The sequence below is a fragment of the Lacrimispora struthionigena genome (genome assembly GCF_048627165.1).
Classification (GTDB): Bacteria; Bacillota; Clostridia; order Lachnospirales; family Lachnospiraceae; genus Lacrimispora.
Window position 1 is genome coordinate 597,669 of sequence record NZ_JBMBWP010000001.1, and the last position, 26,783, is coordinate 624,451.

Consider the following 26,783-nt stretch of genomic DNA (forward strand, 5'->3'; position numbering starts at 1 on the left):
AATATGATATGGCATATATGACACTGAAGGATATTGATGTCCGTTATGATAAGAAAAAACAGGTGTTAAAAGGATTAAATCTGGAAGTAAAGGAAGGGGAGCTGGTGTCATTATTAGGTCCCAGCGGGTGTGGGAAAACCACCACTCTTCGTGTGGTAGCTGGATTTATAGAGCCTGAGAGCGGAGTATTTTCCCTGGACGGGGAAGACTTAACAAAGATTCCGGTTCATAAAAGGAACTTTGGTATTGTGTTCCAGAGCTACGCACTGTTCCCTCATTTAAATGTATATGATAACGTTGCTTTTGGTTTAAAAATGAGAAAGCTTGATAAACAGCAGATTGACGAGAAAGTTAAAAATATTTTGGAAGTCTGCGGTCTTTCAGAATTTGAAAAACGTTTCCCCCAGCAGATGTCAGGCGGGCAGAGACAGAGAGTTGCCCTTGCAAGAGCCCTGGTAATTGAGCCAAAGCTTTTACTTCTTGACGAGCCCCTTAGCAATTTAGATGCAAAGCTTAGGATCAACATGCGTATGGAGATTAAGCGGATTCAGAAAAAGCTTGGAATTACTACCTTATTTGTCACCCATGACCAGGAAGAATGTTTCTCCATCTCTGATAAGGTAGCGGTTATGAATCAGGGAATCATTGAGCAGTTTGATACGCCGGAGAACATTTATCAGAGACCGGAAACGGAATTTGTCGCCAGATTTATCGGTTTTGAAAATTTCCTAACGTTAAATAGAGAAGGAAATGTATATAAAACCCAGGCTGGTACAGTATTTACAGTAGAGTCTGACAGAAACGGCGATTCTCTGGCAGGTACAATCAGGCCGGAAGATATTAGAATTGCAGGCGAGTCGGAAGAACAGAATGTTCTTACTGGAACAGTAGGCGTCCGGACATTTTTAGGAAAAAGCTATCAGTATGAAGTGCTGACAGCGGAAGGCAAGTTCCTGGTAAGCAGACCGGCAGAAGAGGTTTATGAAGAGGGCAGTACGATTCGTCTGTATCTTCCTGAGTCAAAGCTCATTCTTGTAAATAAGTAACAACGGCAATAAAGCCGGCAAATGATAAAAAGAGAGGATTAAAATTATGAAAAAAGTATTGGCATTATCTTTATGTGCAGCCATCGCACTGTCAGGCTGCGGCGCTGCTAAGAGTACAGGAGAAAGCACCACAGCAGGGACAGGCACCACAGCAGAACAGAGCACTGCCGCAGAAAAGAGCGCATCTGGCGGAGATAAGAAGCTGGTGTTATCCACTTACGGATTAAGCGAAGATATTTCGGAAGAAGAAGTATACAAACCATTTGAAGATGAGTTTGGATGCAAAATTGTAACAGAGACAGGAAGCACCAATGAGCGCTATACAAAGCTGTCTGCAGATTCTCAGAGCACTATCGATGTAATTGAGTTATCCCAGGCAATGACTGCAAAAGGAATCGAAGAGGGATTATTTGAGACCTTAGATTTATCCAAGATTGAAAACAGCAAGAACTTAATCGGAACAGCAAAAACCATGGCAGATTCCGGACAGGGTGTTGCTTATACCATTAACAGCATTGGCATTATGTATGATCCGAAAGCGGTTGGATTTGAAATCAACAGCTTTGATGATCTTTGGAAAGCAGAATTAGAAGGAAGTGTGGCAATTCCGGATATCACCACTACTTTTGGTCCTGCTATGGTTTATATGGCAAGCGATCATGCAGGTGTTGATGTCACAACAGATAAGGGAGAGGCTGCATTTAAGGCACTGGAAGAATTAAAGCCTAACCTGGTTAAAACTTACGCAAAATCTTCTGACTTAATCAATATGTTTACCTCTGGTGAGATCAAGGCAGCGATTGTAGGAGATTTCGGCGTTCCGACCATCAAACAGGCGAATCCAGATCTGGTGTATGTAACTCCTGATGTAACTTATGCAAACTTCAACACCATCAGCATTACCAAGAACTGCAAGGACAAAGAACTGGCTTATGCATATATCAATTACCGCTTAAGCAAGGAGCTTCAGGACAAGACAACCAAGGCACTTAATGAGGCACCAACCAACAATCAGGTAACGGTTGATGAAGAAAATGCAAAAAATATGACATACGGAAAAACTGCAGAAAATGCAAAGGTTCTTGATTATTCCTTTGTAAACCCACTTTTAAAAGACTGGATTGACCAGTGGAACCGTATTATTAACAGCTAAGGAATGAGAATATGAAGGTTGACTTATTGATTCAGAATGGATGGGTCTACCGGACATACAGGCAGTGTTTTGAAAAAGCGGACATTGCAGTGGTGGGGGAAAAGTTCTATGACGTTTCCCCTGCTTCCTGTTATGAGGCAGACCATGTGGTAGATGTAAAGGATAACTATATTATACCGGGATTGATTGATATCCATATGCATATGGAGAGCTCCATGATCGGACCAGCGGAATTTTCCAGAGCGGTTCTTCCCTGGGGTGTCACGACAGTAGTCGCAGATCCTCATGAAATAGCCAATGTATTTGGAATGGAAGGTATCAGCCAGTTTATGGAAGTAAAAACGGATCTGGATATCTATTATGCCATCCCTTCCAGTGTTCCGGCAGCAGGTGAGGCGTATGAGACAACCGGCGGTGTAGTGGGAGAAGAAGAGGTTTTAAAGTTGTTAGAAGATGACCGGGTCATCTGCCTGGGAGAAGTGATGAATCACAGGGATTTAATTTCCCCGGAAAATACAAAAATAAAACGCCTGATTCAATTATGCCAGACAGCCAGCCGGGATATTAAGATTGAAGGCCATTGCCCATCTCTTACAGGAAGGGATCTGGCAGCTTTTATAAGAGCCGGAGTGGATGCAGATCATACCCAGCAGACGCCGGAGTCCGTCCTGGAAAAAACGGATATGGGTATGTTTCTGGAGCTTCAGGGGAAATCCTTAACCCATGATGTGGTATCTGCCGTTGTGTCCCATGAGCTTTATGAAAATGTGGCACTGGTGACAGATGATGTCATGCCGGATCATCTGGTAACCGGACATTTAAACCGGATTCTTCGCCTGGCAGTGGAACAGGGAATGCCTGCAGAAAGGGCCGTTTATTGCAGTACTCTGACTCCAGCCAGAAGAATGGGACTAAATGACCGGGGAATGATAGCACCTGGAAAACTGGCTGATTTTATTATTTTAGAAGATCTGCACCATTTCAATCCTCTGGCAGTTTATAAAAAGGGAAAGCTTTATGAGTCTCCCTCAAATGAAGATAAAACCAGATATCCCGATGAGTTCTACCAGTCTGTAAAATGCCGGATTGCCTTAGAATCAGACTTTAAACTAAACCGTTGTAACATAAAGGACGGAGAGGCAGTGGTGTCAGTCATGCAGGTACAGGAGTACGGAACCAGAATCTGCCATGGTAAACGCAGGATTGCAGTAAAAGATCACTGCCTATGCTGGCAGGAGGCAGGGTTGTGCCTTGCTGTGGTTTACGAAAGATACGGCAAAAATGGCAATGTCTCCTACGGTCTGGTAGAGAATGGATTAAAACTTCCAGGCGCTGTGGCAACCACCTGGAGTCATGACAGCCACAACCTTCTGGTTCTTGGAAATTCACCAAAGGATATGCTTCTGGCGCAGAATCGTGTGGTTCACATGCAGGGAGGCTATGTAACAGCCAGAGAGGGAGAAGTAACCGCTTTTGTCAATCTTCCTGTAGGCGGAATCCTCTCTGATGAGGGACTTTATAAGCTTTCCAAAAATCTGGGTAAGGTTCGCCGGGAGATCGAAGATATGGGCTATCAAAACAGCAATGTGATCATGTCCATTTCAACCCTGACTCTGCTGGTTTCTCCGGAGTTAAAGCTCAGTGATAAGGGATTGTTTGATACGAAAGACAGGCAGGGAATTCCCCTGGTTGAAAAATACGAGTATGAAAAAGGAAAAGGTTGAAAAGTGTGAGAACGGTAATCGTAAATGCTACAGTAGTAACCATGAATCAAAAAGGGGAAATCTATAATCCGGGTTTTGTGATGTTTGAAGATGACGTGATTACAATGACCGGAGAAATGAAAGACTTAGAGGGAGATGCCGGCCTTTGTGATGCAACACTACTGGATGCCAGAAACGCAATCGTAATGCCCGGCATGATAAATCTTCATACCCACATGGGAATGATTCCGTTTAGGGGGCTTGGAGATGACTGTAAGGACCGTCTCCGGGTCTTTTTAATTCCCATGGAACAAAAATCCATGGATGAAGAACTGGTGTATCTCTCTACCCGCTATGCAGCCGCAGAAATGCTTCTTTCCGGTGTCACCACAGTAATGGATATGTATTATTACGAAGAAGAGGCTGCAAAAGCCATGGATGACATGGGGCTCAGAGCAATCGCCGGGCAGACCGTTATGGATGAGGGAGCCTGTGATTTTAAGGATCCGATGAAAGCCATTGCTTACGGGGAGAACTTAATTAAAAAATATAAAAACCACCCAAGAATTTCCGCCTGTATCGCACCCCACGGTACCACCACCTGTTCTCCCGATCTATTAAAAGAGGCATACAGAATTGATTCTTCCTATGAAGTTCCCTTCACCCTTCATACGGCGGAAATGGATTATGAGATGGAATATTTTGAAAAAGAGAAAAACATGACTCCGGTCAGTTTCCTAAACAGCATTGGAGTACTTGGGAAAGAAACACTGGCTGCACATTGCATTCATATGACAGAAGAGGATTTAGATCTTCTGAAAGAAAACCACGCGTCCGTTGCCCACTGTATCGGGTCCAATACAAAAGCTGCCAAGGGAGTTGCTCCGGTGAGCGGTATGAATGAGAGAGGGATTGCGGTTGGACTTGGAACAGACGGCCCCGCAAGCGGAAATACGCTGGATATACTGACCCAGATGAAGCTGTGCGCAGATTTTCATAAAAATGAAACAAAAGACAGAAGTGCATTTCCTGCAAAAGACATTGTTGAGATGGCAACCATAAAGGGAGCGAAAGCTCTGGGGCTTGATCACATAACCGGATCTCTGGAACCGGGAAAGCAGGCAGATCTGGTGGTAATAGAGACGGATTCTGCCAATATGTTTCCTGTCTATGATCCTTATTCGGCCCTTGTTTACAGCGCCAATCCGTCCAATGTAGATACTGTTTATGTGGCGGGAGAATGTCTGGTAAAAGGAAAACGATTGAAAAAAAGCAACATGGAAGAGATTCGAAACTGCCTTTTAAATAAAATGAAACAGACGGATTTTGGAAAATATATGGAGCTTAACCGGGATTTGGATCTGTAAATTAAGGTCAGCTGGTATCAGATTTTAAGATCCGGCAACAATATAAAAAGAGGATATAAGTATTTGACAACTATATGCCCCTGTGGTAAACTATATCAGTATGAATACGCGCCGGTACCCGGTATTTCGGACACTCCATCCATTGCTTGGTACAAGGTGAGAATCTTAAATTTAAGGAGGAAATCAACATGATTTCAAAGGAAAAGAAAGCAGCTATTATTTCTGAATATGGCAGAAAGCCTGGCGATACAGGTTCACCGGAAGTTCAGATCGCAATTCTGACAGAGAGAATCACAGAGTTAACAGATCATCTTCAGCAGAATCCAAAAGATCATCATTCCAGAAGAGGTCTTCTGATGATGGTTGGACAGAGAAGAGGTCTTCTTGATTACTTAAAGAAAACCGATCTTGAAGGATATCGTACTTTAATTGAGAAGTTAGGAATCAGAAAATAATAAACATTTAGGGTGGAGAACTTCTCCACCCTATCTGTCTATTAAGAAAAGGATGTTAAAAGTAGAAGTATCCCCCGAGACCGCTGATGTACGCGTAAAAAATAAGGTCTGAAACAACATGTTTTTTACGCGCAGATCAGTAGTTTCGGCATCTTCTACTGTTTAATATAAATTTATTTTTAAGGAGATACCAGTATGTACAAGAGTTTCAGTATGGAGCTTGCAGGCAGAACACTGACCGTTGAAGTGGGCAGAGTTGCCAAGCAGGCAAACGGTGCAGCATTGATGCACTATGGAGATACCGTTGTATTAGCAACTGCAACTGCATCCGATAAGCCCAGAGACGGAATTGATTTCTTCCCTCTGAGTGTAGAATACGAAGAAAAATTATATGCAGTCGGAAAGATTCCCGGAGGCTTTAACAAGAGAGAAGGAAAGGCTTCTGAGAATTCCATTTTAACCTCACGTGTTATTGATCGTCCCATGAGACCGCTGTTCCCTAAGGATTACCGCAATGATGTAACTCTGGATAATATCGTTATGTCAGTTGATCAGGACTGCTCTCCGGAATTAACCGCCATGATCGGTTCCGCCATTGCAACCAGCATCTCTGATATTCCATTTGACGGTCCATGTTCTTCCACACAGGTAGGACTTGTTGACGGAGAATTGGTGATCAATCCAACTCAGGCACAGAAGCAGGCTTCCGATATGGCTCTTACTGTTGCTTCTACCAGAGAGAAAGTAATTATGATTGAAGCCGGAGCCAACGAGGTTGCGGAAGATGTTATGATTCAGGCAATTTTTAAAGCTCATGAGGTAAACCAGGAGATTATTAAGTTTATCGATACCATTGTTGCTGAGTGCGGAAAAACAAAGCATGAATATACCAGCTGTGCAGTACCGGAAGAATTATTTGCAGCAATCAAAGAGATCGTAACTCCTGAAGAGATGGAAGTTGCAGTCTTTACAGATGAGAAGCAGATCAGAGAAGAGAACATTCGCAATATCACCAAGAAGTTAGAAGAGGCTTTTGCTGAAAAAGAAGAGTGGCTGGCTGTACTTTCAGAAGCCATTTATCAGTATCAGAAAAAGACTGTCCGCAAGATGATCTTAAAGGATCACAAGCGTCCGGATGGCCGTGCCATGAATCAGATCCGTCATCTGGCAGCAGAGATCGATATGCTTCCAAGAGTACACGGTTCTGCCATGTTCACCCGTGGACAGACTCAGATTTTAAATATCTGTACTCTGGCTCCATTATCTGAAAGCCAGAGACTGGACGGCATCGATGATATGGAAACTTCCAAGAGATATATGCACCACTATAATTTCCCGTCCTTCTCTGTAGGAGAGACAAGACCTTCCAGAGGACCGGGACGCCGCGAGATCGGTCATGGTGCACTGGCAGAAAGAGCCCTTGTTCCGGTTCTTCCGTCAGAAGTGGAATTCCCATATGCAATCCGTACTGTTTCCGAGACCATGGAATCCAACGGTTCCACCTCTCAGGCCAGCATCTGTTCTTCCTCCATGTCCTTAATGGCAGCAGGTGTGCCCATTAAGTCAGCAGTAGCAGGAATTTCCTGTGGTCTGGTTACTGGAGATACAGATGATGATTATGTAGTTTTAACTGATATTCAGGGTCTGGAAGATTTCTTTGGAGATATGGACTTTAAGGTAGGTGGTACCCATAAGGGAATCACTGCCATTCAGATGGATATTAAGATTCACGGTTTAACAAGACCAATTATTGAAGAAGCAATCCGCACCACAAGAGAAGCCAGACTTTACATTCTTGATGAGGTTATGGCAAAAGCCATTGCAGAGCCTCGTAAGGAAGTTGGAAAATATGCTCCTAAGATTGACCAGATTTCCATTGATCCTCAGAAGATCGGTGATGTAGTGGGCAAGCAGGGCAAGGTAATCAACAAGATTATCGAAGAAACCGGCGTGAAGATCGATATCTCAGATGATGGTAGTGTTTCTGTATGCGGAACCGATCAGGCCATGATCGACCGTGCAAAACAGATTATCAAGAGCATCGTAACTGATATTGAAGCAGGCCAGATCTTTACTGGTAAAGTAGTGAGAATTATGAATTTTGGTGCCTTTGTAGAGCTTGCTCCTAACAAAGACGGTATGATTCATATTTCCAAGCTTTCCGATAAGAGAGTTGCCAAGGTTGAAGATGTGGTAAACATTGGAGATATGGTTACTGTAAAAGTTATGGAAGTAGATAAGATGGGCAGAATCAACTTAAGCATGAAGCCAGGCGATTTAACTGCGAAGGCAGAAGAGCCAAAGGAAGCGAAAGAAGAAACTGTAACAGAATAAAGGCTGTTTAAAAGATCAGGCAGCAGACAGGATCCATCTGTCTGCTGCCTGTTATTCATTCTCCGGAAATTCCTGAAAGAGAAGATGAAAGTTACTGTGGCGGTTTAAAGAATTATTGCCCTGGCTGATGAATTCCCAGGTAGCTCTGTAATCACCGGGAACCGTAAAATCATTACCTGAAAGTAATGAGATGAAGGCGGAAGGGTTTGAAGAGTAACGATCTGCAAAGGCGTCTGCATAATTGACTTTTTCTTCATCAGTCAGATTTTTTTTGCTGTTATGAAAGATATGCTCCAGATTTCTGGAGAAGTAGTAAATAGAGTAGGGGATGGCTCCAATTTTTCCAGTAAGGGATAGCCGGGATAATATCTGGGATTTTCTTGCATTGCGGTTAATTACAGTTTCCGGAGAACGGGTTTCTATGTGATCGTTAAAATACAGGATTTCCGACTGATCTGCATAAATTACTTGATCCTCCTTGATAAATGCCCCATCCATATCAACCAGATGTATTACTTTTAATATATCTTTTTTGTCGAATCCATAACGTTTTCGTTCTATATCAATGTGCTGATTCACTGTTTTTACTGCATTTTGGGCATTTACCGACCAGTTACTGGTCAAATCCCCATGAACAATATGAAACCTGACGTCTTCCTTCTGAAAAATCTTCTTTAAAACAGGGGACAAGGTTTCTTCGTCTGTTGGTCCTTCTGCAATAAAAAGAATGACTTTCTTAGTCCTGTTTATCATAGGAAACCGCCTTCCCGGCACGCCGGAATGCGCGTCCAATCTCTACACTGTCTGTTTCTTCATAAATCTCTTCAGGCTGTCCCCCAAGTGTGATACTGCGCAAATACATGTCCCGCAGGTTGTTGTTGCTTTTTACATTCTGAAGCCGGATATACCGGTTGGAGGGATTAGCAGTAGAAAAGAGAATGCTTCGTTTGTGAATCATCTCCAGCGGCCTTAAATTATGTGACGTAAAAATAAGCTGGCCTTTTGCCCCTTTTTCAAATACAGATAAAATCTCTCCTAACAGATATTCATAGATTCCAGCATCCAGTTCATCGATAATCAGGCACATGGAAGGATGATTATAGACGCACATCAGGACGTTCAGAACAGAGATAATCTTAATGATTCCTTCGGATTCATATTTAAGGGGGATTACAACATCACCGCGTTTTGATATCAGCTGAATCCGGTAGCCGGGCGTACCGTTTTCCCGAAGCTGTTCCCCAAAGTTATGAATTCCTATGGTCAGTCCTGGAATGAGTGAGGTTAAAACCGAATTCATTTCTTCAATAATCTGGGTAACAAGCTGAAACTGGTCTTTGCTGATCACCGAAGGATCATCAAGACGGATCGTTAAATCACCTTTTGCAATCCGGTTTCCCAGGTTTAAACGAAACGCAAATGGAAGCCTGGAACTGGTGGTGATGGAACCGGAATGAGCGCTTGAGATAACAAACAGATTGAAAGAAGCATATTGGTATAAAGCTTCTATCACTGGCATGTAATCTTGAGTAACCTCTTCCGGTGCTGACTGAAATATGCTTCTGCTTTCCTGGCTGAATAAAAAGGAAGCGGTATTTTTTTGAGCAAGCTTTTTTGCCACGCTTAAATTAATCCGGATGTCTTCCCCGCTTTTAGCCAGGGCTTCATAACGGTATTTGGGCGTAAAGACGGGGCCGTCTGATGAGGAGGAATAATCAATTAGAGTTTTCTTATTTTCAAACCGGGTTCCATTCCAGACAGCCGTACTTAACGTCTCTCCCGATATCTCCATGGGAAAACTGTCACCTCTTATGAACTCTGCCGTATATTCGGCCAGAATGGACTTGTCAGAGAAACGAATCAGAAACTTCACAGTGATGCTGCAGCTTCCTGATTCTTCAGATATATAGTGAACCGCGTCTTCCGGCAGTGATTTTCCAGCTAAAAGCATCTGAATGATGTCCATGGCTTCTATTACGGCAGTTTTTCCCGAACCATTTTGTCCATATATACCAAGCAAATCTGCTTTATCTGAAAAATAGTTCTTTTCTGCATAGGCTGGCATCTCAAGCTTTCCAAAATGTGTATTTTTTAAATCGGTTAACTGGATTTCGCTGATGCGGACAATTGCTTCTGACATAGATACCTCCTCTAAAAATTTTTTATTAATTTTATAGTAACATAAATAAAAGAAAACTCAATGTAAAAAATAAATATCGATACAATTTGTATCACTTTATATTATTACACAATTAAAATCTTATGATACATGCAAAATATATTATGATATTGGAATCAGCCATATAAATCATATTAACCATCATAAAACGACAAGATTATACCAAAAATTACATACAGCGTGTTATTTATTACATACATCTTTTTTTTGTAACAATTATATGTATAATGGTTAGGTAATTAATAAGCAATTACCTTAAATTGTAGGAGGAGCATTTATGACAGAAGAACAACGGAATGCATATGAAAGGAAAGCTGAATTATTTGTAGGAGAGAATTATATATACTACGAAAAACAGTGGCGTGGCAGAATGATTCAGCAAAACTTTAGCAGCTGGAACTGGGCGGCATTCTTTTTCCCTTTATACTGGCTGGTATACAGAAAAATGTATTTTGAGGGTTTGGCATTTGGAGTAATTTCTTTATTTGGGATGATATTTCCGGGAATCGGACTGATTCTCCATATATTAGTCGGTATTTATGCAAATTCTTATTACAGGAAGATGGAGTTAAAAGTTCTGTCGCAAACCAGCCAATTGACAGAATGGGAAGCAACACAGTACATAAAAAAACATGGTGGTACTAATGTTTTAGGTATCTTCATTGCCTTAATAATTGAAGTTCTTCTCGCCTCAGTTTTTATTGGTATCGCATTACTTTCTTCTGTAAAGGATGAAAACAATTCACAGATTGTACAGTCTAAAACCTTTACAACAGATAATTTTTCATTTACATTTCCCAATGATTGGAAACAAGATACGGATACCACATCTTTGGATTTAAAATGCTATACATATGATGAACAACTAATAGCAGGAGTTCTGGATTATGATATTGCAGATTTTGCAGATAATTTAAGCCCTGAAGATGCATTATCTTTATATATTGATGAGTTGCAGACTCAATGTGATAATTTTCAATTTATTGAAAATATGAAAGATGAGACTGTAGAGGATAGGAGAATTAAAACTGTTCTGTATTCCGGCGATACAGATAGTTTTAAATATTATTATGCTATTTCATTAGCAGAGTTTAAAGCTTTAGATAAATTTGCTATTATAGTTGAGAGTACTTCGCCATCTCTATATAAGAAGAATAAGTCAACGTTTATAGATATTGTCGATTCGTGTCAACCTGTTCAATAAATCAATAAATTAAGTCGAGGAGACATCTCCCCGGCTTTAATTATGAAAATAAAGAAGGCAAATGACTTGAACTTATCTGCCATTTGTAATATCCTGATAATTAAGAGACTAAAATGTTTCAATGAAATACCAGGTACATAATATCATGGGGGACAGGAGGTTGATGCAATGTTTGTTGTATGGGTTATTTTTATACTGTTGTTTGTTTTGTCAGCCGTTTTACTGACAGGACGTGGTTCATTTCTCATTGCCGGGTATAATACGTCAAGCCCCGAGGAGAAGGAAAAATATAATGCACAAAAGTTATGCCGGACGATGGGGGTTTCTATGTTACTCATACTTTTCGCCACTGCAGGACTTTTTTTCATTCCCTTAGACAGCGTTTACCGTACTCCCTATTTTATTTTTTATTTTATCTTCATGATCGCTGATATCGGCATAGCCTTTTATTTTACCAACACCCGGTGCTATAAGGTGGGATATGAGAATAAGAAAGATATACGCAAAAGCAAAAAGGAAACGTTGTATATAGCTGCCGGTATCTTTATTGTTATGTTTCCAGTTCTCCTTTTGGTATGTATTACGTTGTACCGGGCTTCATTACCCCCTGTATATTCAATCGGTGGTGATACCCTGAAAATATCATCCTTTTATGGTGAAACCATTCCCATTGATGGAATAAAAACTATTACACTGGAAGAGACCATGCCTTTTGGATTAAGTAAGAAAAATGGTTCTGATTTAGGTTCCATCCTAAAAGGCCGGTTTGATGCGGACGGAAAAACTGCCCACGTATATATCGATGCTTCCAAGCCTCCTTTTATCCTGATAGAAACTGAAGAAGGACTGCATATTATAAATGATCAGAGCCGGGAAAAAACGGAGGCACTTTACACACAATTAAAGTCACTGTTAAAATAGTCTGTATTACAGATAGGAGAGTCGCATATGGGTTTCTGGATTTTTATGACTGCAATGAATCTGGTATTGCCTTTTATTATGATCGTGATTGGCTATATTTTTATTAAAAATCCTCCCAAGGAAATAAATCACCTGGTGGGATACAGAACTACCATGTCTATGAAAAACAAAGACACCTGGGAATTTGCTCACCACCATTGCGGAAAAAACTGGAAGATCGTTGGTCTTTGTCTGCTGATTCCATCTGCTCTGGTAATGTTGTTTTTCATTGGAAAAGACATACAAACAGTAGGTGAAATCGGTTCCGTGGTGATAGGTGTGCAGACAGTTATCCTGCTGGCTACCCTGATTCCAACGGAAATCGCATTAAGAAAGAATTTTGATAAAGACGGAAATCGTATACAGATCTAAAAACAAAGGAGAATATTATTATGACTCAGGCACTGGTACATATTGCGCTGGTAGTAAAGGATTATGATGAAGCAATTGATTTTTACACAAAAAAACTGCATTTTAATCTGATCGAAGATACGTACCAGCCGGAACAGGATAAACGCTGGGTTGTGGTATCTCCGCCTGGCGCCTATGGAACTACGGTTCTGCTGGCAAAGGCCTCTAAACCGATACAGGAACCCTTTATCGGTAATCAGGCTGGAGGGAGGGTATTCCTGTTTTTGGGGACGGATGATTTTTACAGAGACTTTGAAGAGATGAAGCAGCGTGGAATTACATTTATCCGTGAACCAAAGGAACAGGATTATGGTATTGTGGCTGTGTTTGAAGACCTGTATGGTAATCTCTGGGATCTGGTTCAGTTTCATGAAGGACACCCCATGGCTGACAGAGTAGTGAGAAAAGAGACTGCATTGGCTGAGATAATCAAAGATCAGACCAGCCGTGCCCTATGGGAAGTGAAAAATATAATTGATTGTGTTCCCGATGAATTGTGGAATAAGGAATACGCTAAGATGCCGTGCTGGAAACATATTTACCATATGCTGCATTCCCTGGATCTGTGGTTTATCAATCCCAGAGATAAAGAATATGGGGAACCGGAGATTCATGAGAAAGATTTAAACAATCTGGATGTTATCTCAGTTAAACAGCTTACAAGAGAGGAAATAAATCACTATTTTGAAGAGATTAACTGTAAGCTTACCGATTATCTACTGAGACTCACCGATGACGAATTAACCTGTATGCCAAGGGACTGCGAATACAACAGGTTTACCCTTGTTTTGGCACAGTTTCGGCATTTGCATACCCACATGGGCATGGTAATGGGATTTATCATTGCAGATACCGGCTTATGGCCAAGAGTATTAGGTTTGGAAAATCCTGTTCCAACAGAGGAATACAGCAAATACTTTTAAACGAGGAGATGGATTATGAAAACAATTGGAATCATAGGAGGTATGAGTTGGGAAAGTACAGTTACCTATTACCAGATCATGAATGAAACGGTAAAGCGGGAACTGGGAGGCCTTCATTCAGCAAAGATTCTATTATACAGTGTGGATTTTTCAGAAATTGAGCGTTGTCAGGCGGAAGGCGACTGGGAGAAGAGCGGGGATATATTAGCTTCGGCTGCGGAGTCTCTTGAAAAAGCAGGAGCTGATTTCCTTGTAATTGCAACCAATACCATGCATAAAGTAGCACCTCAGATTCAAAAGAGAATTCACATTCCCATTGTACATATTGCAGAAGTGACAGCGGAAGAATTGAAGCAGAATCACATCGCCACAGTGGCATTGCTGGGGACGAAATATACCATGACACAGGATTTTTATAAAGAAAAGCTGGAAAATGCAGGCATTACTGTACTGATTCCCGATGAACAGGAGATTGAAGTGGTAAACAGCATTATTTATGATGAATTATGTCTTGGCTCCATTTTGGAAACATCAAAGGAACGGTATCTTCAGATTATTGGGGCATTAAAAAAACGGGGAGCACAGGGTGTGATACTGGGCTGCACGGAAATAGGGCTTTTAATTAAGCAGGAGGATACGGATCTGCCTGTATTTGATACAACCAGAATTCATGCCGTAAAAGCGGCAAAGCTGTCATTAGAAGAATAGCAGCCGGAATAAAAAACAGGGACAGAATTACCCTCTGTCCCTGCATACACGAAGGCCCATATCAGCCCCTTTGCCGTTTGGTTCGAACTTACCCCGGTAGGATATCCTGCAGCTGGTCACATCGCCCACCCAGCCGCCTCCTTTCCATACCCGGTAAAATCCATTTGGAATAGTATTATCCTGATACCAGTCAAAACACCATTCCCGGACATTCCCGGACATATCAAAGATCCCCAGTTCATTGGCTTTTTTACTTCCGACAGGGTGTGTCTGATTTTTATTGGCTTCGATATCAGGCCAGTACCAGTCTCCCTTTAAATACTCTTTTCCCGCATTTCTCCAGTACCATACGGTCTCTTCCTCATCAGAACTTCCGCTATATATAAATTCCTGACTTTTTGATCCCCCGCCTGCAGCATAAGTCCATTCCGCTTCGGTTGGAAGCCGGTATCCATTGGCTCCTTCCACTGTTGTAACAGTCCATCTGATATCATCATGATCGCAGATGTTTTTCGGATCCGGATTTTGTTTTTCAATCTTGTAATAGGGAATCAGACCTTCCTTTTCACTTCTCCTGTTGCAATATTCAATACTGTCATACCAGCTCACCGAATCAACAGGCAGATTATGGCCTTTAAAAGCAGAAGGATTACTTCTCATAACCTTTGTCCATTCCTCTTGGGTTACCTCGTATTTCCCTATGTAAAAGTCCTCAATTGCGGGCGCTTCCTGGGCAGTTCCGGTTGAGACTGCAATGGCAGTCCCGCCTTCCACAAGTACAAGTTGTTCCGGTTCCTTTTTGGAGCATCCCCAGGAAAAAACAGCGACAGCCATCAAAAGTAAGACCAGCTTTTTTCTCATAGACAAGTCCCTTTCTAAGTCTTTTTTCCGATCTGGTTCTATAATATTTGCATAGTATGTAGGTAAGTATATATTATTAATAAACGGCTATTAAAGATGCAGACAGGATTACCAGACGGTTACATTTGCATAACCACTGCTTTGGTATCCTTCTACACAAAAGGCCTGATAGGACCAGGAATTACCTAAGTTCATGCCCTTGCTTCTCCATGCATTTACGTGATTTCCGAAGTTGATCTGAGCATTGCCGCCAGTAGGTCTTTTGGACTGTCTTACACTCCAGTACTGTGGAAATGTCTGATAACCATCGATGGAAGGAGCGTTATAACGCATGGTCGTATAGATGTCGTAATTGGCTCCATCACTGTTTACGGTTCCCTTATAAGTTCCGGTAGGTCTGTAGGATCCCCAGCTGTCAACTACATAATATTCAATCAGGGAATTCCTTGTCCAACCATAAAACGTTAAATAACTGTTGCCTGATGGTGAAAATGAACCGGCATTGTAGTTGACAACTCTGTTGGGAGTTCCGGCACCCCATCCTTTTCCAACCACGAAGTTTCCGCAGTTTGTCCAGTTAACACTGAAATTTCCTCCGGAACCATTTACCATATTAACGGTTCCGCCTCCGTCGGTATAATCCTGCCAGTAGTCCGTAGCGGCAAACGATGTAAGAGAAAATATTCCGGAAAAACAAATGGCTGCAGTGGTAATTAACGATAAGACCTTCTTGCTTAATTCATTCATATAAAACCCCTCCTGTTTCATATACAGATTGATACACTTACCTACATACGTATATAAATATTAACAGAGACCTCCTTCCTTTTTTAAACGGTTTCTTAAGTACCTTGCTTTGTGGATTTTATCTTTGGTTGAGAATCAACCTTGTAAGTGAATTCATGTAAAAAGATTAGTTTAAATGGTGTGATATTATAGAAAATAATTTTATATTAAGTATGATATCAGATAAATATCAGAATGTAAATTTAAATATATAAAAAATAAAATGTTTGGTTAATTTAACTAATATATTTAGACATGATTTTGTGTATAAGAGACAATTAAAATTTCTTATACCTATATATTAAAATGAAATCACTTGACAGACCAAACATACCCGGGTATAATCATTACTCATGAAGCTTTTGGTATTTGATTATAATTGAATGATTGGTTAAAAGGGAGTAGTTTAAATGTACCGTCAACATCCTGGCTGTAAGAATACAGTCTGGCGGTGCGTACCAGATTATGGTTACCAGACTTTTAATGTGCTTGTTCTGAATTTTTCAGAGGGCTCATTAGAAGTCTTTTTTTTACTCTTTTACACCAGAGATAATCAGACAGAAGTTACACATTTTTGATGCGGGGCACTTAAGGGTGTCAGAATGGAGGATTAGTTTGAACGAGTGGTATCAGAAAAGCGAAAATGAGATATTAAAGGAGCTTCACACACAAAAGGAAGGATTGAGTTCCGGGAAAGCGTCCGCTCTCCTTCAGGAAAAAGGTGAGAATGTCCTGGAGGAAGGAAAGAAAAAAAGTACCATTGAAGTATTTGTGGAACAGTTTAAGGATTTGCTGGTAGTAATATTAATTGCGGCGGCTGTTATTTCCATGTTGTCAGGAAATGTGGAAAGTACCATTGTAATTATGGCAGTTATCATTCTAAATGCTGTTTTAGGTACGGTCCAGCATGAAAAGGCGCAGAAATCCCTTGCCAGCTTAAAATCCTTATCCTCACCCAATGCAAGGGTCATGAGAGACGGTAAGAAAACAGAAGTTGCTTCCAGAGAAGTTGTGCCTGGAGATATCCTGATGCTGGAAGCCGGTGATATGGTGGTGGCAGACGGAAGGATATTAAATAATTATTCTCTCCAGGTAAATGAAAGCTCCCTGACAGGGGAGTCCACCAATGTGGATAAAGAAGACGGGGCATTGGAGCTTTCCGTTCCTTTGGCAGACAGAACTAATATGGTGTATTCAGGAAGTCTGGTAACCTACGGCAGAGCGGTAGTTGTTGTAACCGATACGGGTATGAATACAGAAATCGGTAAGATCGCCAGTCTGATGAATGCGACGAAGGAAAAGAAGACTCCTCTTCAAATCAGTCTGGATCAGTTTTCCAGCCGCCTTGCCATGGTTATTATGGTCATCTGTGCTGCCGTGTTCTTATTAAGTCTTTACCGCAAAATGCCTCTTCTTGATTCCATGATGTTTGCGGTTGCCCTGGCAGTTGCAGCGATTCCGGAAGCGTTAAGCTCCATTGTTACCATAGTTCAGGCCATGGGAACTCAGCGAATGGCAAAAGAAAATGCGATTATTAAGGAACTCAAAGCAGTGGAAAGTCTTGGCTGTGTTTCTGTAATCTGTTCTGATAAAACCGGAACACTGACTCAGAATAAGATGACTGTCCAGGAAATTTACTTAGATGATCAGATATTTAAACCAGAGGAACTGGAATTAACCAATCAGCTTCACCGTTATCTGCTTTATGATGCAGTGCTGACAAACGATTCCACCATTGCTGACGGCAAAGGAATTGGAGATCCTACCGAATATGCCCTCCTTGAGATGGCAGGTAAAATATCCGTCAGCCACAATACCATCCGGGATCTCATGCACAGGCTGGAAGAGCTTCCCTTTGATTCAGACCGTAAGCTGATGAGTACCAAATACAAGCTCCACGGCGTTCCTACTATTTTGACAAAAGGAGCGGTTGATGTACTGTTAGACCGGACAGTAAGCATCCGTACTTCTCAGGGAATCAGAGATTTGACGGAAGCAGACAAAGAAGCTATTTTAAAACAGAATCAATTGTTTTCTGAAAATGGACTTCGGGTTTTGGCTTTCGGTTACAAAGAAGTGGAAGAATCCCACGTACTTTCCCTCCACTCTGAAAACAACTTTATATTCCTGGGTCTTGTTTCCATGGTGGACCCGCCCAGAGAAGAATCAAAAGCTGCAGTAGCAGATGCTAAAAATGCAGGAATACGACCGGTCATGATCACCGGAGATCATAAAATAACGGCAACAGCCATTGCCAGACAGATCGGCATTTATGAAGAGGGAGATCTGGCAGTAACTGGTGCGGAACTGGATGGAATGACAGATGAGGAGCTGGATGAAAAAATTGTAAACATCTCCGTATTCGCAAGGGTTTCCCCAGAGAATAAGATCCGGATCGTGGATGCATGGCAGCGAAGAGGCAATATCGTTTCCATGACGGGTGACGGGGTAAATGATGCTCCAGCACTTAAGAAGGCAGATATTGGAGTTGCCATGGGAATTACAGGTACGGAAGTATCAAAGGATGCCGCTTCCATGATATTATCAGATGATAATTTTGCTACTATCATAAAAGCTGTGGCGAATGGAAGAAACGTATACCGGAATATTAAGAATGCCATTCAGTTTTTGTTGTCAGGCAATATGGCTGGTATTTTCTCAGTCCTTTATACCTCCATTATGGGTTTACCCATCCCATTCGCTCCTGTACATTTATTATTCATTAACCTGTTAACGGATTCACTTCCCGCCATTGCAATCGGTATGGAGCCGGCTGAGCACGGTCTGCTGAGCCAAAAGCCAAGAGACCCTAAAGAGAGCATACTGACAAAAGATTTTATGACAAAGGTTATGCTCCAGGGAGCGCTCATATCCGTCTGTACCATGATCGCGTTTCAATTGGGATTAAGACAGTCAGGTGCAGCGGTTGCCAGTACCATGGCATTTGCTACACTGACTCTGGCACGGCTTTTCCATGGATTTAACTGCAGAAGCAGCCATTCCATCTTCCGGCTGGGATTTAAAGGCAACTGGTACAGTCTGGCAGCCTTTGTTCTGGGATTTGCTTTACTGAGTGTAGTACTGTTTGTTCCTGTCATGGGAAAACTGTTTTCTGTATCGCCGTTAAGTGGATTACAGGTTGGTATTGTTTACGGGCTTGCCATCATCCCTACTGTGATGATCCAGTTGACAAAAGTGATGAGAGAAATTGTAAAATAATGAAGAAAAAAAGAGGTTCTGGCTCAAAAAAAGAGTTGAACCTCTTTTTTATAAATGATAAAATGATTTCGTAACGAAAACTTAACATAGGAGAGGGAAACAAAACGACATGACAGGACAACCTTCATTGAGATTCAGAAATTACGGCCCGTTATCCAGACGGACCAAATTCCAGATTCTTGCCCTGGTGCCGATTTATTTTATTGTTGCAGGATTATGCCTGCAGCCGTTTGATGAAATCTGTAGGGGAATCATCACAATCGTACAGGAGCCGGATTTCCTGATTACGGATTACATTGCCATTGGTGGCATTGGAGCTGCGTTTATTAATGCAGGTGTATTAACGTTATTAAGCATTGCAATCGTATATTTTCTGGGGATGGATATGAGCGGTCATACCATTACCTCAAGCTTCCTCATGTTTGGCTTTTCGCTGTTTGGGAAAAATATCTTAAACATCTGGGCCATTATGATGGGAATCTGTTTATATTCTTATTATCATAAAACTTCCATAACACGTTATATCTATGTAGGGTTTTACGGAACCTGTTTGTCTCCGGTTATCACCCAGATTATGCAGATCGGTAATCTGCCCCTGGTTGTCAGGCTGGTTTTAAGTATTCTTGTGGGTATGAGCATTGGATTTGTGCTTCCGCCTCTTTCTACCCATACTCATTATGCCCATTTGGGCTACTCCCTTTATAATGTGGGGTTTGCCTGCGGGATCCTTGCCACGATTATTGTTTCTCTGATGAAATCCTTTGGAATCAGGATAGAGGAACGTCTGATCTGGTCGACTGGGCAGAATTTATTGTTTACCAGACTTTTGATTTTTTTATTTTTCGGAATGATACTATTTTCATTCCTGTTATCCGACCAGGTATGGAAAAGATATTTGGAAATCTTAAAATCTTATGGGATTAGCGGCACCGATTATGTTAAAACCGAAGGGTTTGCGCCTACGCTTCTTAATATGGGAATTAACGGAATAGTATCCACACTTCTCATCATTTCGGTAGGGGGTGATTTAAACGGTCCCACCATAGGAGGGATTTTTACCATCGTAGGATTCAGTGCAACCGGGAAGCACACCCGTAATATCCTTCCAATCATGATCGGTGTGATTATCGGTGGATATACGAAAAAATGGAGCATTACAGATCCAAGCGCCCAGCTTGCCCTTCTTCTTTCTACCACACTTGCACCCATCGCCGGTGAATTCGGAGTGGGAGCTGGAATTCTTGCCGGATTTTTACACTCTTCAGCGGCTCTTAATGTAGGGATTGTTTACGGTGGGATGAATCTTTACAACAATGGCTTTGCAGGAGGTCTGATCGCTACCTTCCTGGTACCTGTACTAAGATCCATCCGGGATAGAAAGGCCCATGCGAAAACCCATGTCTCTCTTTAATGGCTGGGTGCTTGTATAATTTTGGTTATGTGATAGAATAAGACAAAAAGATAAATTGAGGAATTTTAATATGCTGTACCAGATTACAGAAGGAACGGTTTCGGCAGGCGGAAATGTCATTCTGTCTCATATAAATTTTGAAATACGCGGCAGTGAAAAAATAGCAGTAGTTGGTAGCAATGGAGCTGGGAAAACCACTCTTTTAAAGCTGATTGCAGGAGAACTGGAGCTGGACCGGGATGATAAGCGTCAGAACTGCGGTATTACAACAGCAAGAAAATTAACCATTGGATATTTAAAGCAGCAGGCATTTACAGAGAAGGATCGGACGGTGGAGGAAGAGATATTCTCTTCCTGCTCTTTTTCCAATGAGTATTCACAGGAACGATATGAATACGAGCGGGAGTACGATATCCTGTTTACTGGATTCGGATTTCAAAAATCAGATAAAAAGAAAAAACTGTCAGAATTTTCGGGAGGAGAACAGACTAAAATTGCTCTGATCAGGCATCTTCTTTTAAAACCCGATATTCTATTACTGGACGAGCCTACTAATCATCTGGATATTCAGACCATACAGTGGCTGGAAGAATATCTAAATGGTTACGGAAAAGCAGTGGTTATGGTATCCCATGACCGCTTCTTTCTGGATCAGACGGTTTCTGTGATCTATGAACTGTCAGGCAGAACGCTCACCCGTTATGCAGGCAGCTACACCCAGTACAGGGAAGAAAAGAAAAAGAGAATCCGGCTGCAGACAAAGGCTTATGAGCGGCAGCAGGAAGAGAAGAAACGGCTAAATGACCTGGTGGAGCGTTTTAAACACAAACCCAATAAAGCTGCATTTGCCCGGGCGAAACGAAAAGCGGCGGAGCGGCTGGTACCGGTAGAAAAGCCGGAGGAGGATGAGGTCTCTCTTTTTGTAGAACCCCTATCCCCGGCTATTCTAGGTAGCAAGTGGGTATTTGAATCAGAACATTTAAAAATCGGTTATGAGAAACCTCTTGCAGAACTTACATTTCGCATTCGGAGAGGACAAAAGATTGGTATTCTTGGACCAAACGGGGCAGGAAAAAGTACTCTTTTAAAAACTGCCGCTGGTCTGATCCCTGGTTTGTCCGGAGATTATTCCCTGGGAAATCAGATTACCATCGGCTATTTTGACCAGCTGTCTTCCGAAATCCAATCGGATAAAACCGTAGCAGAACATTTTCATGACTTATTTCCTGTAATGACTGAGAAAGAAGTAAGAAGTATTCTTGGAGCTTATTTATTCGGGGGAAAAGAAGCTGGAAAACGTGTGGATGTTCTTTCGGGAGGTGAAAAAGCCAGGCTTGTTCTGGCGGAGCTTTTACAGAGCAGACCGAATTTCCTTATACTGGATGAACCAACCAATCATATGGATATCAAGGCGAAGGAAACCTTAGAATCTGCATTTCAGGCTTATACCGGAACCATTTTGTTTGTATCCCATGACCGCTATTTTTTGGACAGGGTGGCGGAGTCCATGCTGATCTTTGAGGATCAGTCGGTTTTTTATTATCCATTTTCTTACGGTCATTATCTGGAACGCACAAGGAAAGCAAAAGGGGGCGGCATCGCAGCCCAGATTAAAGCGGAGGAGCAGGCTCTGATTGCTGGAATCAGAGCAGTTCCAAAAGCGGAAAGGCACCGGCTGAAGGAAATATCCAGTGAGGAGGCTTATTCAGACTGGAAAATGAGACTTGTGACAGAGCGGCTTTTACAGGCAGAAGATAAGGTAAAAGAATTAGACAGTGCCTGTGAAAAACTGATCAATGACTGGCAGGAGTCACCGGATTTCTGGACAGGTGATGAGTGGAGTGAGGCTGCATTGTACCAGGGCTTACTGGAACGGAAGAGTGAGGCATGGGAGACCTGGACATCACTTTGTCTGGAGTGGTTTGAAGAAGCATTGGATGTGGAAATTTAAAAGGAGCAGGTCAGGAATCACTATGGAATCCTGGTCTGCTCCTTTGGATATGTACGATTAATATTTATCGAAACTGTCCATGCTTCTGGCAGTTGGGTATGATGTCTCTTTATATTCATAGGAGGAGAATGTCTGGCCACCTTTTAATCTGAATTTGCTGACCTCCTGCTGAAGTGTTACAGATTGAGCTGCCAGCTCTTCACTGGATGCAGAGCTTTCTTCTGCAGTTGCTGCGTTGGTCTGGACAACGGAGGATACCTGGGAAAGACCCTGATTAATCTCTTCAATTGCGATCACCTGCTGAGCAGAGGCGTTTTCGATTTCCTGAATTGCCTGTTCTACCAGCTTGGATTTTTCAGAAACCTCTTTCAGAATTCTTGCAGCCTCACTTGCCATATGTCCGCCTTCTGACACAGCTTCTACTGAATGCATGATGAGAGTGGCGGTTTCCTGAGCAGCTTCTGCGGATTTAGTGGCAAGATTGCGTACTTCATCGGCTACCACAGCAAAGCCTTTTCCAGCATTTCCAGCACGGGCTGCTTCAATGGCAGCGTTTAAAGCGAGAATGTTTGTCTGGAATGCAATATCTTCAATTACCTTTGTAATATTAGATATTTTCTCGGAAGCGGTGCTGATCTTTTCCATGGCACCATTTAAATTCTGCATGTGACTGTTGCTTTCCTGAACACCGGTACCGGTCTGATGTACATAGCCGGCTGCAAGGCGGACATTGGTTGCGTTCTGGTCTGCCTGTCTTGCCACGGTGGCAATGGAAGCATTCAATTCTTCTACAGTTGCTGCCTGCTCGGTGGATCCGGAGGCAAGTGCCTGTGCAGCGGAAGATACCTGCTCTGCGCCAGTATTGACCTGCTCTGCAGCGGTACTGATGAGAAGTAGTGTTTTATTTAAATCGTTTTCAATCTTACGAAGAGCAAGGCCCAGAATATCTTCATCGGAACGAAGAGGAACTTCCTGCGTAAAATCACCATTGCTGATTTCTTCGGCAACTAATACCTGCTTGCGGATTCCATGAATCATTTCAGTAAAGGCACTTGCAAGCTGCCCGGTCTCATCCTTGGAATCAATTTCATTTAAATCTACATCAACATGTCCCAAAGCGATCTTTTTAGCAGCCTCAACTACCTGAGTGATCGGTTTGCTGATCATTGCAGAGATTCTAAAGCTTAAGTATAGAGCTGCACCAGCTCCTGCCGCTACAATAACAATAAGAGCGAGAGTCAGGGCGCTTGCAGTCCTGTCGTTATTCTGACTGGTATCCTGGGCAGATCCCATACGATTTTCAACCAGCTGATTAAAATCTTCAAATATTTTAGCAATTTCATCTTCCTGTTCGGTTAAGATAGCCAGGGATTCTTTGCTGTTACCTTTTTTTGCCTCGGCGATTGACTTATCAATGGCTGGTGAATAAGTGTCCGTAAACAGCTTCTTTAACTCTTCTGCAATAACACGTGTATTCGGATTTGTTATACTATTCTGATAAATTTCAAAGCTTTTTAGAAACGTTTCCTTGTGAGTATTATAATTTTGTTCCAGCGTTTCTAATTCTTTTGCATCACCGGCATAGACAATCATTCCACGGGAGTCAGCGCGTATCTGGTTTAAGCTGGTTGAGGCATTGATCAGCTCTTTTAATGGTGCTGTCTGATGTTCATATAAATATGTATCCATAGTATTGATACGAATCATGCCGAAAATACCGACAATTCCCACAAATAGTATGATCCCTATCATACTGATAAAGGCTGTGAGAAGCTTTCTTGTAATGCTGAAATCTTTGAATTTCTTCATACTGAATTCCTCCTGAGTTTATCTTTTGAGTAAAGGTTTGATCTGATCTGGTATGCTCCCAATGAATTCTTACAGATGTATTATGAATATAAAATGTGGTCTTTCCCCCCCATACATTCATAGATCCAAATTGTGGACACAAAGTTTCGCAGTTTAACCAAAACTGTGTCATATTCATTAGAAATCCGCATTTTTACTGGAAAGTTTGTTCTCGTTGACGGAGTTTATGACGGCGTATTGTCCGGTTTCCATGCTGGCTAAATGCATATTGTTAAATCGGTCAATTGCTATTTTTTTCTGTTCCATTAAAGAATGAGCATAAATGTTCATGGTAATGGAAACATTGGAATGCCCTAAAATATCACTGATTGTTTTAATATCAACATTGAGTTCCAGGGCACGGGTAGCAAAGGTATGGCGTATGGCATGAAATTTTCGGTCTGGCACACCTGCTTTTATTAGTATTTTTTTATAGAGCTTCTGGAATGCCCTTGGATCAATAGGGATTTCGCTGCCAGTCATAAAATAGCATGTTTCTTTGCCTGAACGTTGATAATATTCTTTAAATAAAGTAATGAGAAATGATGGCAGAGGAATCTTCCTTGAAGAAGTTCTGCTTTTTGGGGTACCAATTAAAAGCAAAGTTTTATTATCGTCATCTGAAAAATTCTTTGTCCGGCTAACCGTACGATTGATAAACAGGGTTTCATTTTCAAAATCGAAATCGCACCATTTTAAAGCACAAAGTTCCCCCAGACGTATTCCTGAATAAAAACACAGGATAATCCCCAATGTTCGTTTATCTGGACAGCTTAAAACAGCTTTTTCGATGAGACACTGCTCTTTCATTGTAAATACCTGTACTTCGTTTTGTTCTGGCTTCGGAAATTTTATGTAATTCAATAATTTGATTGAATCAGGATTATTTTTCAATATTTCTCTGAGAGCAGTTTTATAGACTGCCAGTATCTTTCTTTTATAAGATTGGGAGATAGAATTATCATCATTCATAAATTTTACAAATTCTGAAACTGTATCTTCTGTAAATTGATAATAATTACAGCTTGTATAAAAAGGAATAATATATTTTGTTACACAATGGTAATAGCTTTCGTAAGTAGAAGGTTTTACTCTTTTCAAAAGATCGCTGTCCAACCATAACTCAAAAAGTGATGATGCACTAGCCAGAGTTTTCACCTCTTTTTTAATTTTATTTCCATTCTCCTGATAAGATTTCATACTATCTTTTACTTCACGGTAGCTTTTTCCATAAAAATATTGATATTTTCCATCCATCTTTAATTGGCGGCCTTCCCAACGACCATCTTTGCGTTTATAAATGTTTTCTCCTCTGCGAGGCATATTGATATTACTCCTTTTCGGGTGACGAGTTTTTTGACGGCGAATAGTTCTTATTCAACTAAAAATGCTATAATTTTTTTGTTAATGATTCTGTAAATTCAATTTTTAATGTTGCTTTTGTTTGTATTGACAAACAATAATGTCGTATTATATAATGGATCGTGTCGAAATTAGTCTGAAAATGGTGGCGTGGTTTTGGTTAAACTGCGCCTTTTTAATTAAAAATAGTAATATATTTACAAAATTAACACATGTAAAAAATAGGTTTTAGTATACTCAATTGATATTCATTATCAGTATACAAAGACTGACTTACATGGGAACAAATCATATAATCAGATATCATTATAACGATTTTTTGAAAATTTGCTATATCTAAATTTTACCATTTTTTTACTTTTGCAATCATTTATTTCATGGTATGATCCAATCAATAGAAGGAATATGGGGAGGATATTGAAAATCATGGTGACGCAGGTTAAATTTTATGATGAGGCAGAGGATGAGAAGCTGAAGTTTGCCGTAATTATTTCCAGAAATCAGGGGAAATGGGTTTTTTGCAGACATAAAGACAGAGATACTTATGAAGTGCCGGGTGGACACAGGGAAGAGTCTGAGAATATCGTAGATACTGCCAGGAGGGAACTTTGGGAAGAAACGGGTGCAGTGGAATTTGATATTACTCCATTATGTGTATATTCTGTATGCGGTGAGACAAGAGATGGTGAGTGTTTAAGGGAAGAAAGTCTTGGTATGCTTTACTTTGCTGAAATATATTCCTTTGAAGAGGAGCTCCATCATGAAATTGCAGAAGTAATTATTACAAAGCAGATGCCAGAGAATTGGACCTATTCATACATTCAGCCATTACTGATGGAAAAAGCCTTGGAGTTGGGATTTTTAGAACAGTGCATTTGACATGTGTTACGATCTGTGATAAT

General features: G+C 41.3%; 21 protein-coding genes. 15 read left to right on the forward strand and 6 right to left on the reverse strand.

Annotation, left to right across the window (positions count from 1 at the left end):
* Window positions 1-8 precede the first annotated feature (8 nt).
* The 6 genes from ACOAOT_RS02800 (at window position 9) to ACOAOT_RS02825 (ending at window position 8,058) form a co-directional block, all read left to right on the forward strand.
* A complete protein-coding gene (locus tag ACOAOT_RS02800) occupies window positions 9-1,046 on the forward strand; it encodes an ABC transporter ATP-binding protein (RefSeq protein ID WP_420215577.1) in 1,038 nt (345 codons plus the stop codon).
* A gap of 46 nt (window positions 1,047-1,092) precedes the next feature.
* Window positions 1,093-2,199, forward strand: coding sequence for an ABC transporter substrate-binding protein (locus ACOAOT_RS02805; protein WP_420215578.1), 1,107 nt, complete (start codon window positions 1,093-1,095; stop codon window positions 2,197-2,199).
* Window positions 2,200-2,210: 11 nt separating this feature from the next.
* On the forward strand, window positions 2,211-3,923 hold the full coding sequence (locus ACOAOT_RS02810) for an adenine deaminase C-terminal domain-containing protein (RefSeq protein ID WP_420215579.1): 1,713 nt from the start codon (window positions 2,211-2,213) through the stop codon (window positions 3,921-3,923).
* A 5-nt stretch (window positions 3,924-3,928) separates the two neighbouring features.
* Complete coding sequence (locus ACOAOT_RS02815; protein WP_420215580.1) at window positions 3,929-5,269, forward strand: amidohydrolase; 1,341 nt, start codon at window positions 3,929-3,931, stop codon at window positions 5,267-5,269.
* A gap of 188 nt (window positions 5,270-5,457) precedes the next feature.
* Window positions 5,458-5,724 carry a 30S ribosomal protein S15 gene (gene rpsO, locus ACOAOT_RS02820; protein WP_104435364.1) on the forward strand — a complete coding sequence of 89 codons (267 nt, stop codon included), beginning with the start codon at window positions 5,458-5,460 and terminating at the stop codon, window positions 5,722-5,724.
* A 195-nt stretch (window positions 5,725-5,919) separates the two neighbouring features.
* A complete protein-coding gene (locus ACOAOT_RS02825) occupies window positions 5,920-8,058 on the forward strand; it encodes a polyribonucleotide nucleotidyltransferase (protein ID WP_420215581.1) in 2,139 nt (712 codons plus the stop codon).
* Window positions 8,059-8,109: 51 nt separating this feature from the next.
* On the opposite strand, the gene ACOAOT_RS02830 is transcribed toward ACOAOT_RS02825, so the two are convergent.
* Both ACOAOT_RS02830 and ACOAOT_RS02835 read right to left on the reverse strand, forming a co-directional pair.
* Window positions 8,110-8,811, reverse strand: coding sequence for a hypothetical protein (locus ACOAOT_RS02830; protein ID WP_420215582.1), 702 nt, complete (start codon window positions 8,809-8,811; stop codon window positions 8,110-8,112).
* Complete coding sequence (locus ACOAOT_RS02835) at window positions 8,795-10,198, reverse strand: AAA family ATPase (protein ID WP_420215583.1); 1,404 nt, start codon at window positions 10,196-10,198, stop codon at window positions 8,795-8,797. Before ACOAOT_RS02835 ends, ACOAOT_RS02830 begins: the two co-directional genes overlap by 17 nt.
* A 316-nt stretch (window positions 10,199-10,514) precedes the next feature.
* Between ACOAOT_RS02835 and ACOAOT_RS02840 the strand changes: the two genes are divergently transcribed.
* The 5 genes from ACOAOT_RS02840 to ACOAOT_RS02860 all read left to right on the forward strand — a co-directional run bounded on the left by ACOAOT_RS02840 (window position 10,515) and on the right by ACOAOT_RS02860 (window position 14,443).
* Window positions 10,515-11,441 carry a hypothetical protein gene (locus ACOAOT_RS02840; RefSeq protein WP_420215584.1) on the forward strand — a complete coding sequence of 309 codons (927 nt, stop codon included), beginning with the start codon at window positions 10,515-10,517 and terminating at the stop codon, window positions 11,439-11,441.
* A gap of 168 nt (window positions 11,442-11,609) precedes the next feature.
* Entirely contained in the window at window positions 11,610-12,362 is a 753-nt protein-coding gene (locus tag ACOAOT_RS02845; RefSeq protein ID WP_420215585.1) for a DUF3784 domain-containing protein, read from the forward strand.
* 27 nt (window positions 12,363-12,389) lie between these two features.
* Window positions 12,390-12,773: an SdpI family protein gene (locus ACOAOT_RS02850; RefSeq protein ID WP_420215586.1), complete on the forward strand. Its 384-nt coding sequence runs from the start codon at window positions 12,390-12,392 to the stop codon at window positions 12,771-12,773.
* Between the two features lie 20 nt (window positions 12,774-12,793).
* Window positions 12,794-13,735 carry a VOC family protein gene (locus ACOAOT_RS02855; protein ID WP_420215587.1) on the forward strand — a complete coding sequence of 314 codons (942 nt, stop codon included), beginning with the start codon at window positions 12,794-12,796 and terminating at the stop codon, window positions 13,733-13,735.
* Window positions 13,736-13,750: 15 nt separating this feature from the next.
* Window positions 13,751-14,443, forward strand: coding sequence for an aspartate/glutamate racemase family protein (locus tag ACOAOT_RS02860; protein WP_420215588.1), 693 nt, complete (start codon window positions 13,751-13,753; stop codon window positions 14,441-14,443).
* Between the two features lie 27 nt (window positions 14,444-14,470).
* Here ACOAOT_RS02860 and ACOAOT_RS02865 read toward each other — a convergent pair whose 3' ends face one another.
* Window positions 14,471-15,304 (reverse strand): formylglycine-generating enzyme family protein, encoded by an 834-nt coding sequence (locus ACOAOT_RS02865; RefSeq protein WP_420215589.1) that lies wholly within the window; start codon window positions 15,302-15,304, stop codon window positions 14,471-14,473.
* 108 nt (window positions 15,305-15,412) lie between these two features.
* On the reverse strand, window positions 15,413-16,051 hold the full coding sequence (locus tag ACOAOT_RS02870; protein ID WP_420215590.1) for a glycoside hydrolase family 11 protein: 639 nt from the start codon (window positions 16,049-16,051) through the stop codon (window positions 15,413-15,415).
* A 654-nt stretch (window positions 16,052-16,705) separates the two neighbouring features.
* Here ACOAOT_RS02870 and ACOAOT_RS02875 point away from each other — a divergent pair.
* The 3 genes from ACOAOT_RS02875 to abc-f all read left to right on the forward strand — a co-directional run bounded on the left by ACOAOT_RS02875 (window position 16,706) and on the right by abc-f (window position 22,671).
* Window positions 16,706-19,309 carry a cation-translocating P-type ATPase gene (locus ACOAOT_RS02875; RefSeq protein WP_420215591.1) on the forward strand — a complete coding sequence of 868 codons (2,604 nt, stop codon included), beginning with the start codon at window positions 16,706-16,708 and terminating at the stop codon, window positions 19,307-19,309.
* A 109-nt stretch (window positions 19,310-19,418) separates the two neighbouring features.
* A complete protein-coding gene (locus tag ACOAOT_RS02880; protein ID WP_420215592.1) occupies window positions 19,419-20,720 on the forward strand; it encodes a DUF1576 domain-containing protein in 1,302 nt (433 codons plus the stop codon).
* Between the two features lie 70 nt (window positions 20,721-20,790).
* Window positions 20,791-22,671: a ribosomal protection-like ABC-F family protein gene (gene abc-f / locus ACOAOT_RS02885; protein WP_420215593.1), complete on the forward strand. Its 1,881-nt coding sequence runs from the start codon at window positions 20,791-20,793 to the stop codon at window positions 22,669-22,671.
* Between the two features lie 57 nt (window positions 22,672-22,728).
* Here abc-f and ACOAOT_RS02890 read toward each other — a convergent pair whose 3' ends face one another.
* Window positions 22,729-24,480 (reverse strand): methyl-accepting chemotaxis protein, encoded by a 1,752-nt coding sequence (locus ACOAOT_RS02890; RefSeq protein WP_420215594.1) that lies wholly within the window; start codon window positions 24,478-24,480, stop codon window positions 22,729-22,731.
* Window positions 24,481-24,657: 177 nt separating this feature from the next.
* Window positions 24,658-25,842, reverse strand: coding sequence for a tyrosine-type recombinase/integrase (locus ACOAOT_RS02895; protein ID WP_420215595.1), 1,185 nt, complete (start codon window positions 25,840-25,842; stop codon window positions 24,658-24,660).
* Window positions 25,843-26,307: 465 nt separating this feature from the next.
* Between ACOAOT_RS02895 and ACOAOT_RS02900 the strand changes: the two genes are divergently transcribed.
* A complete protein-coding gene (locus ACOAOT_RS02900) occupies window positions 26,308-26,760 on the forward strand; it encodes an NUDIX hydrolase (protein ID WP_420215596.1) in 453 nt (150 codons plus the stop codon).
* Window positions 26,761-26,783 lie beyond the last annotated feature (23 nt).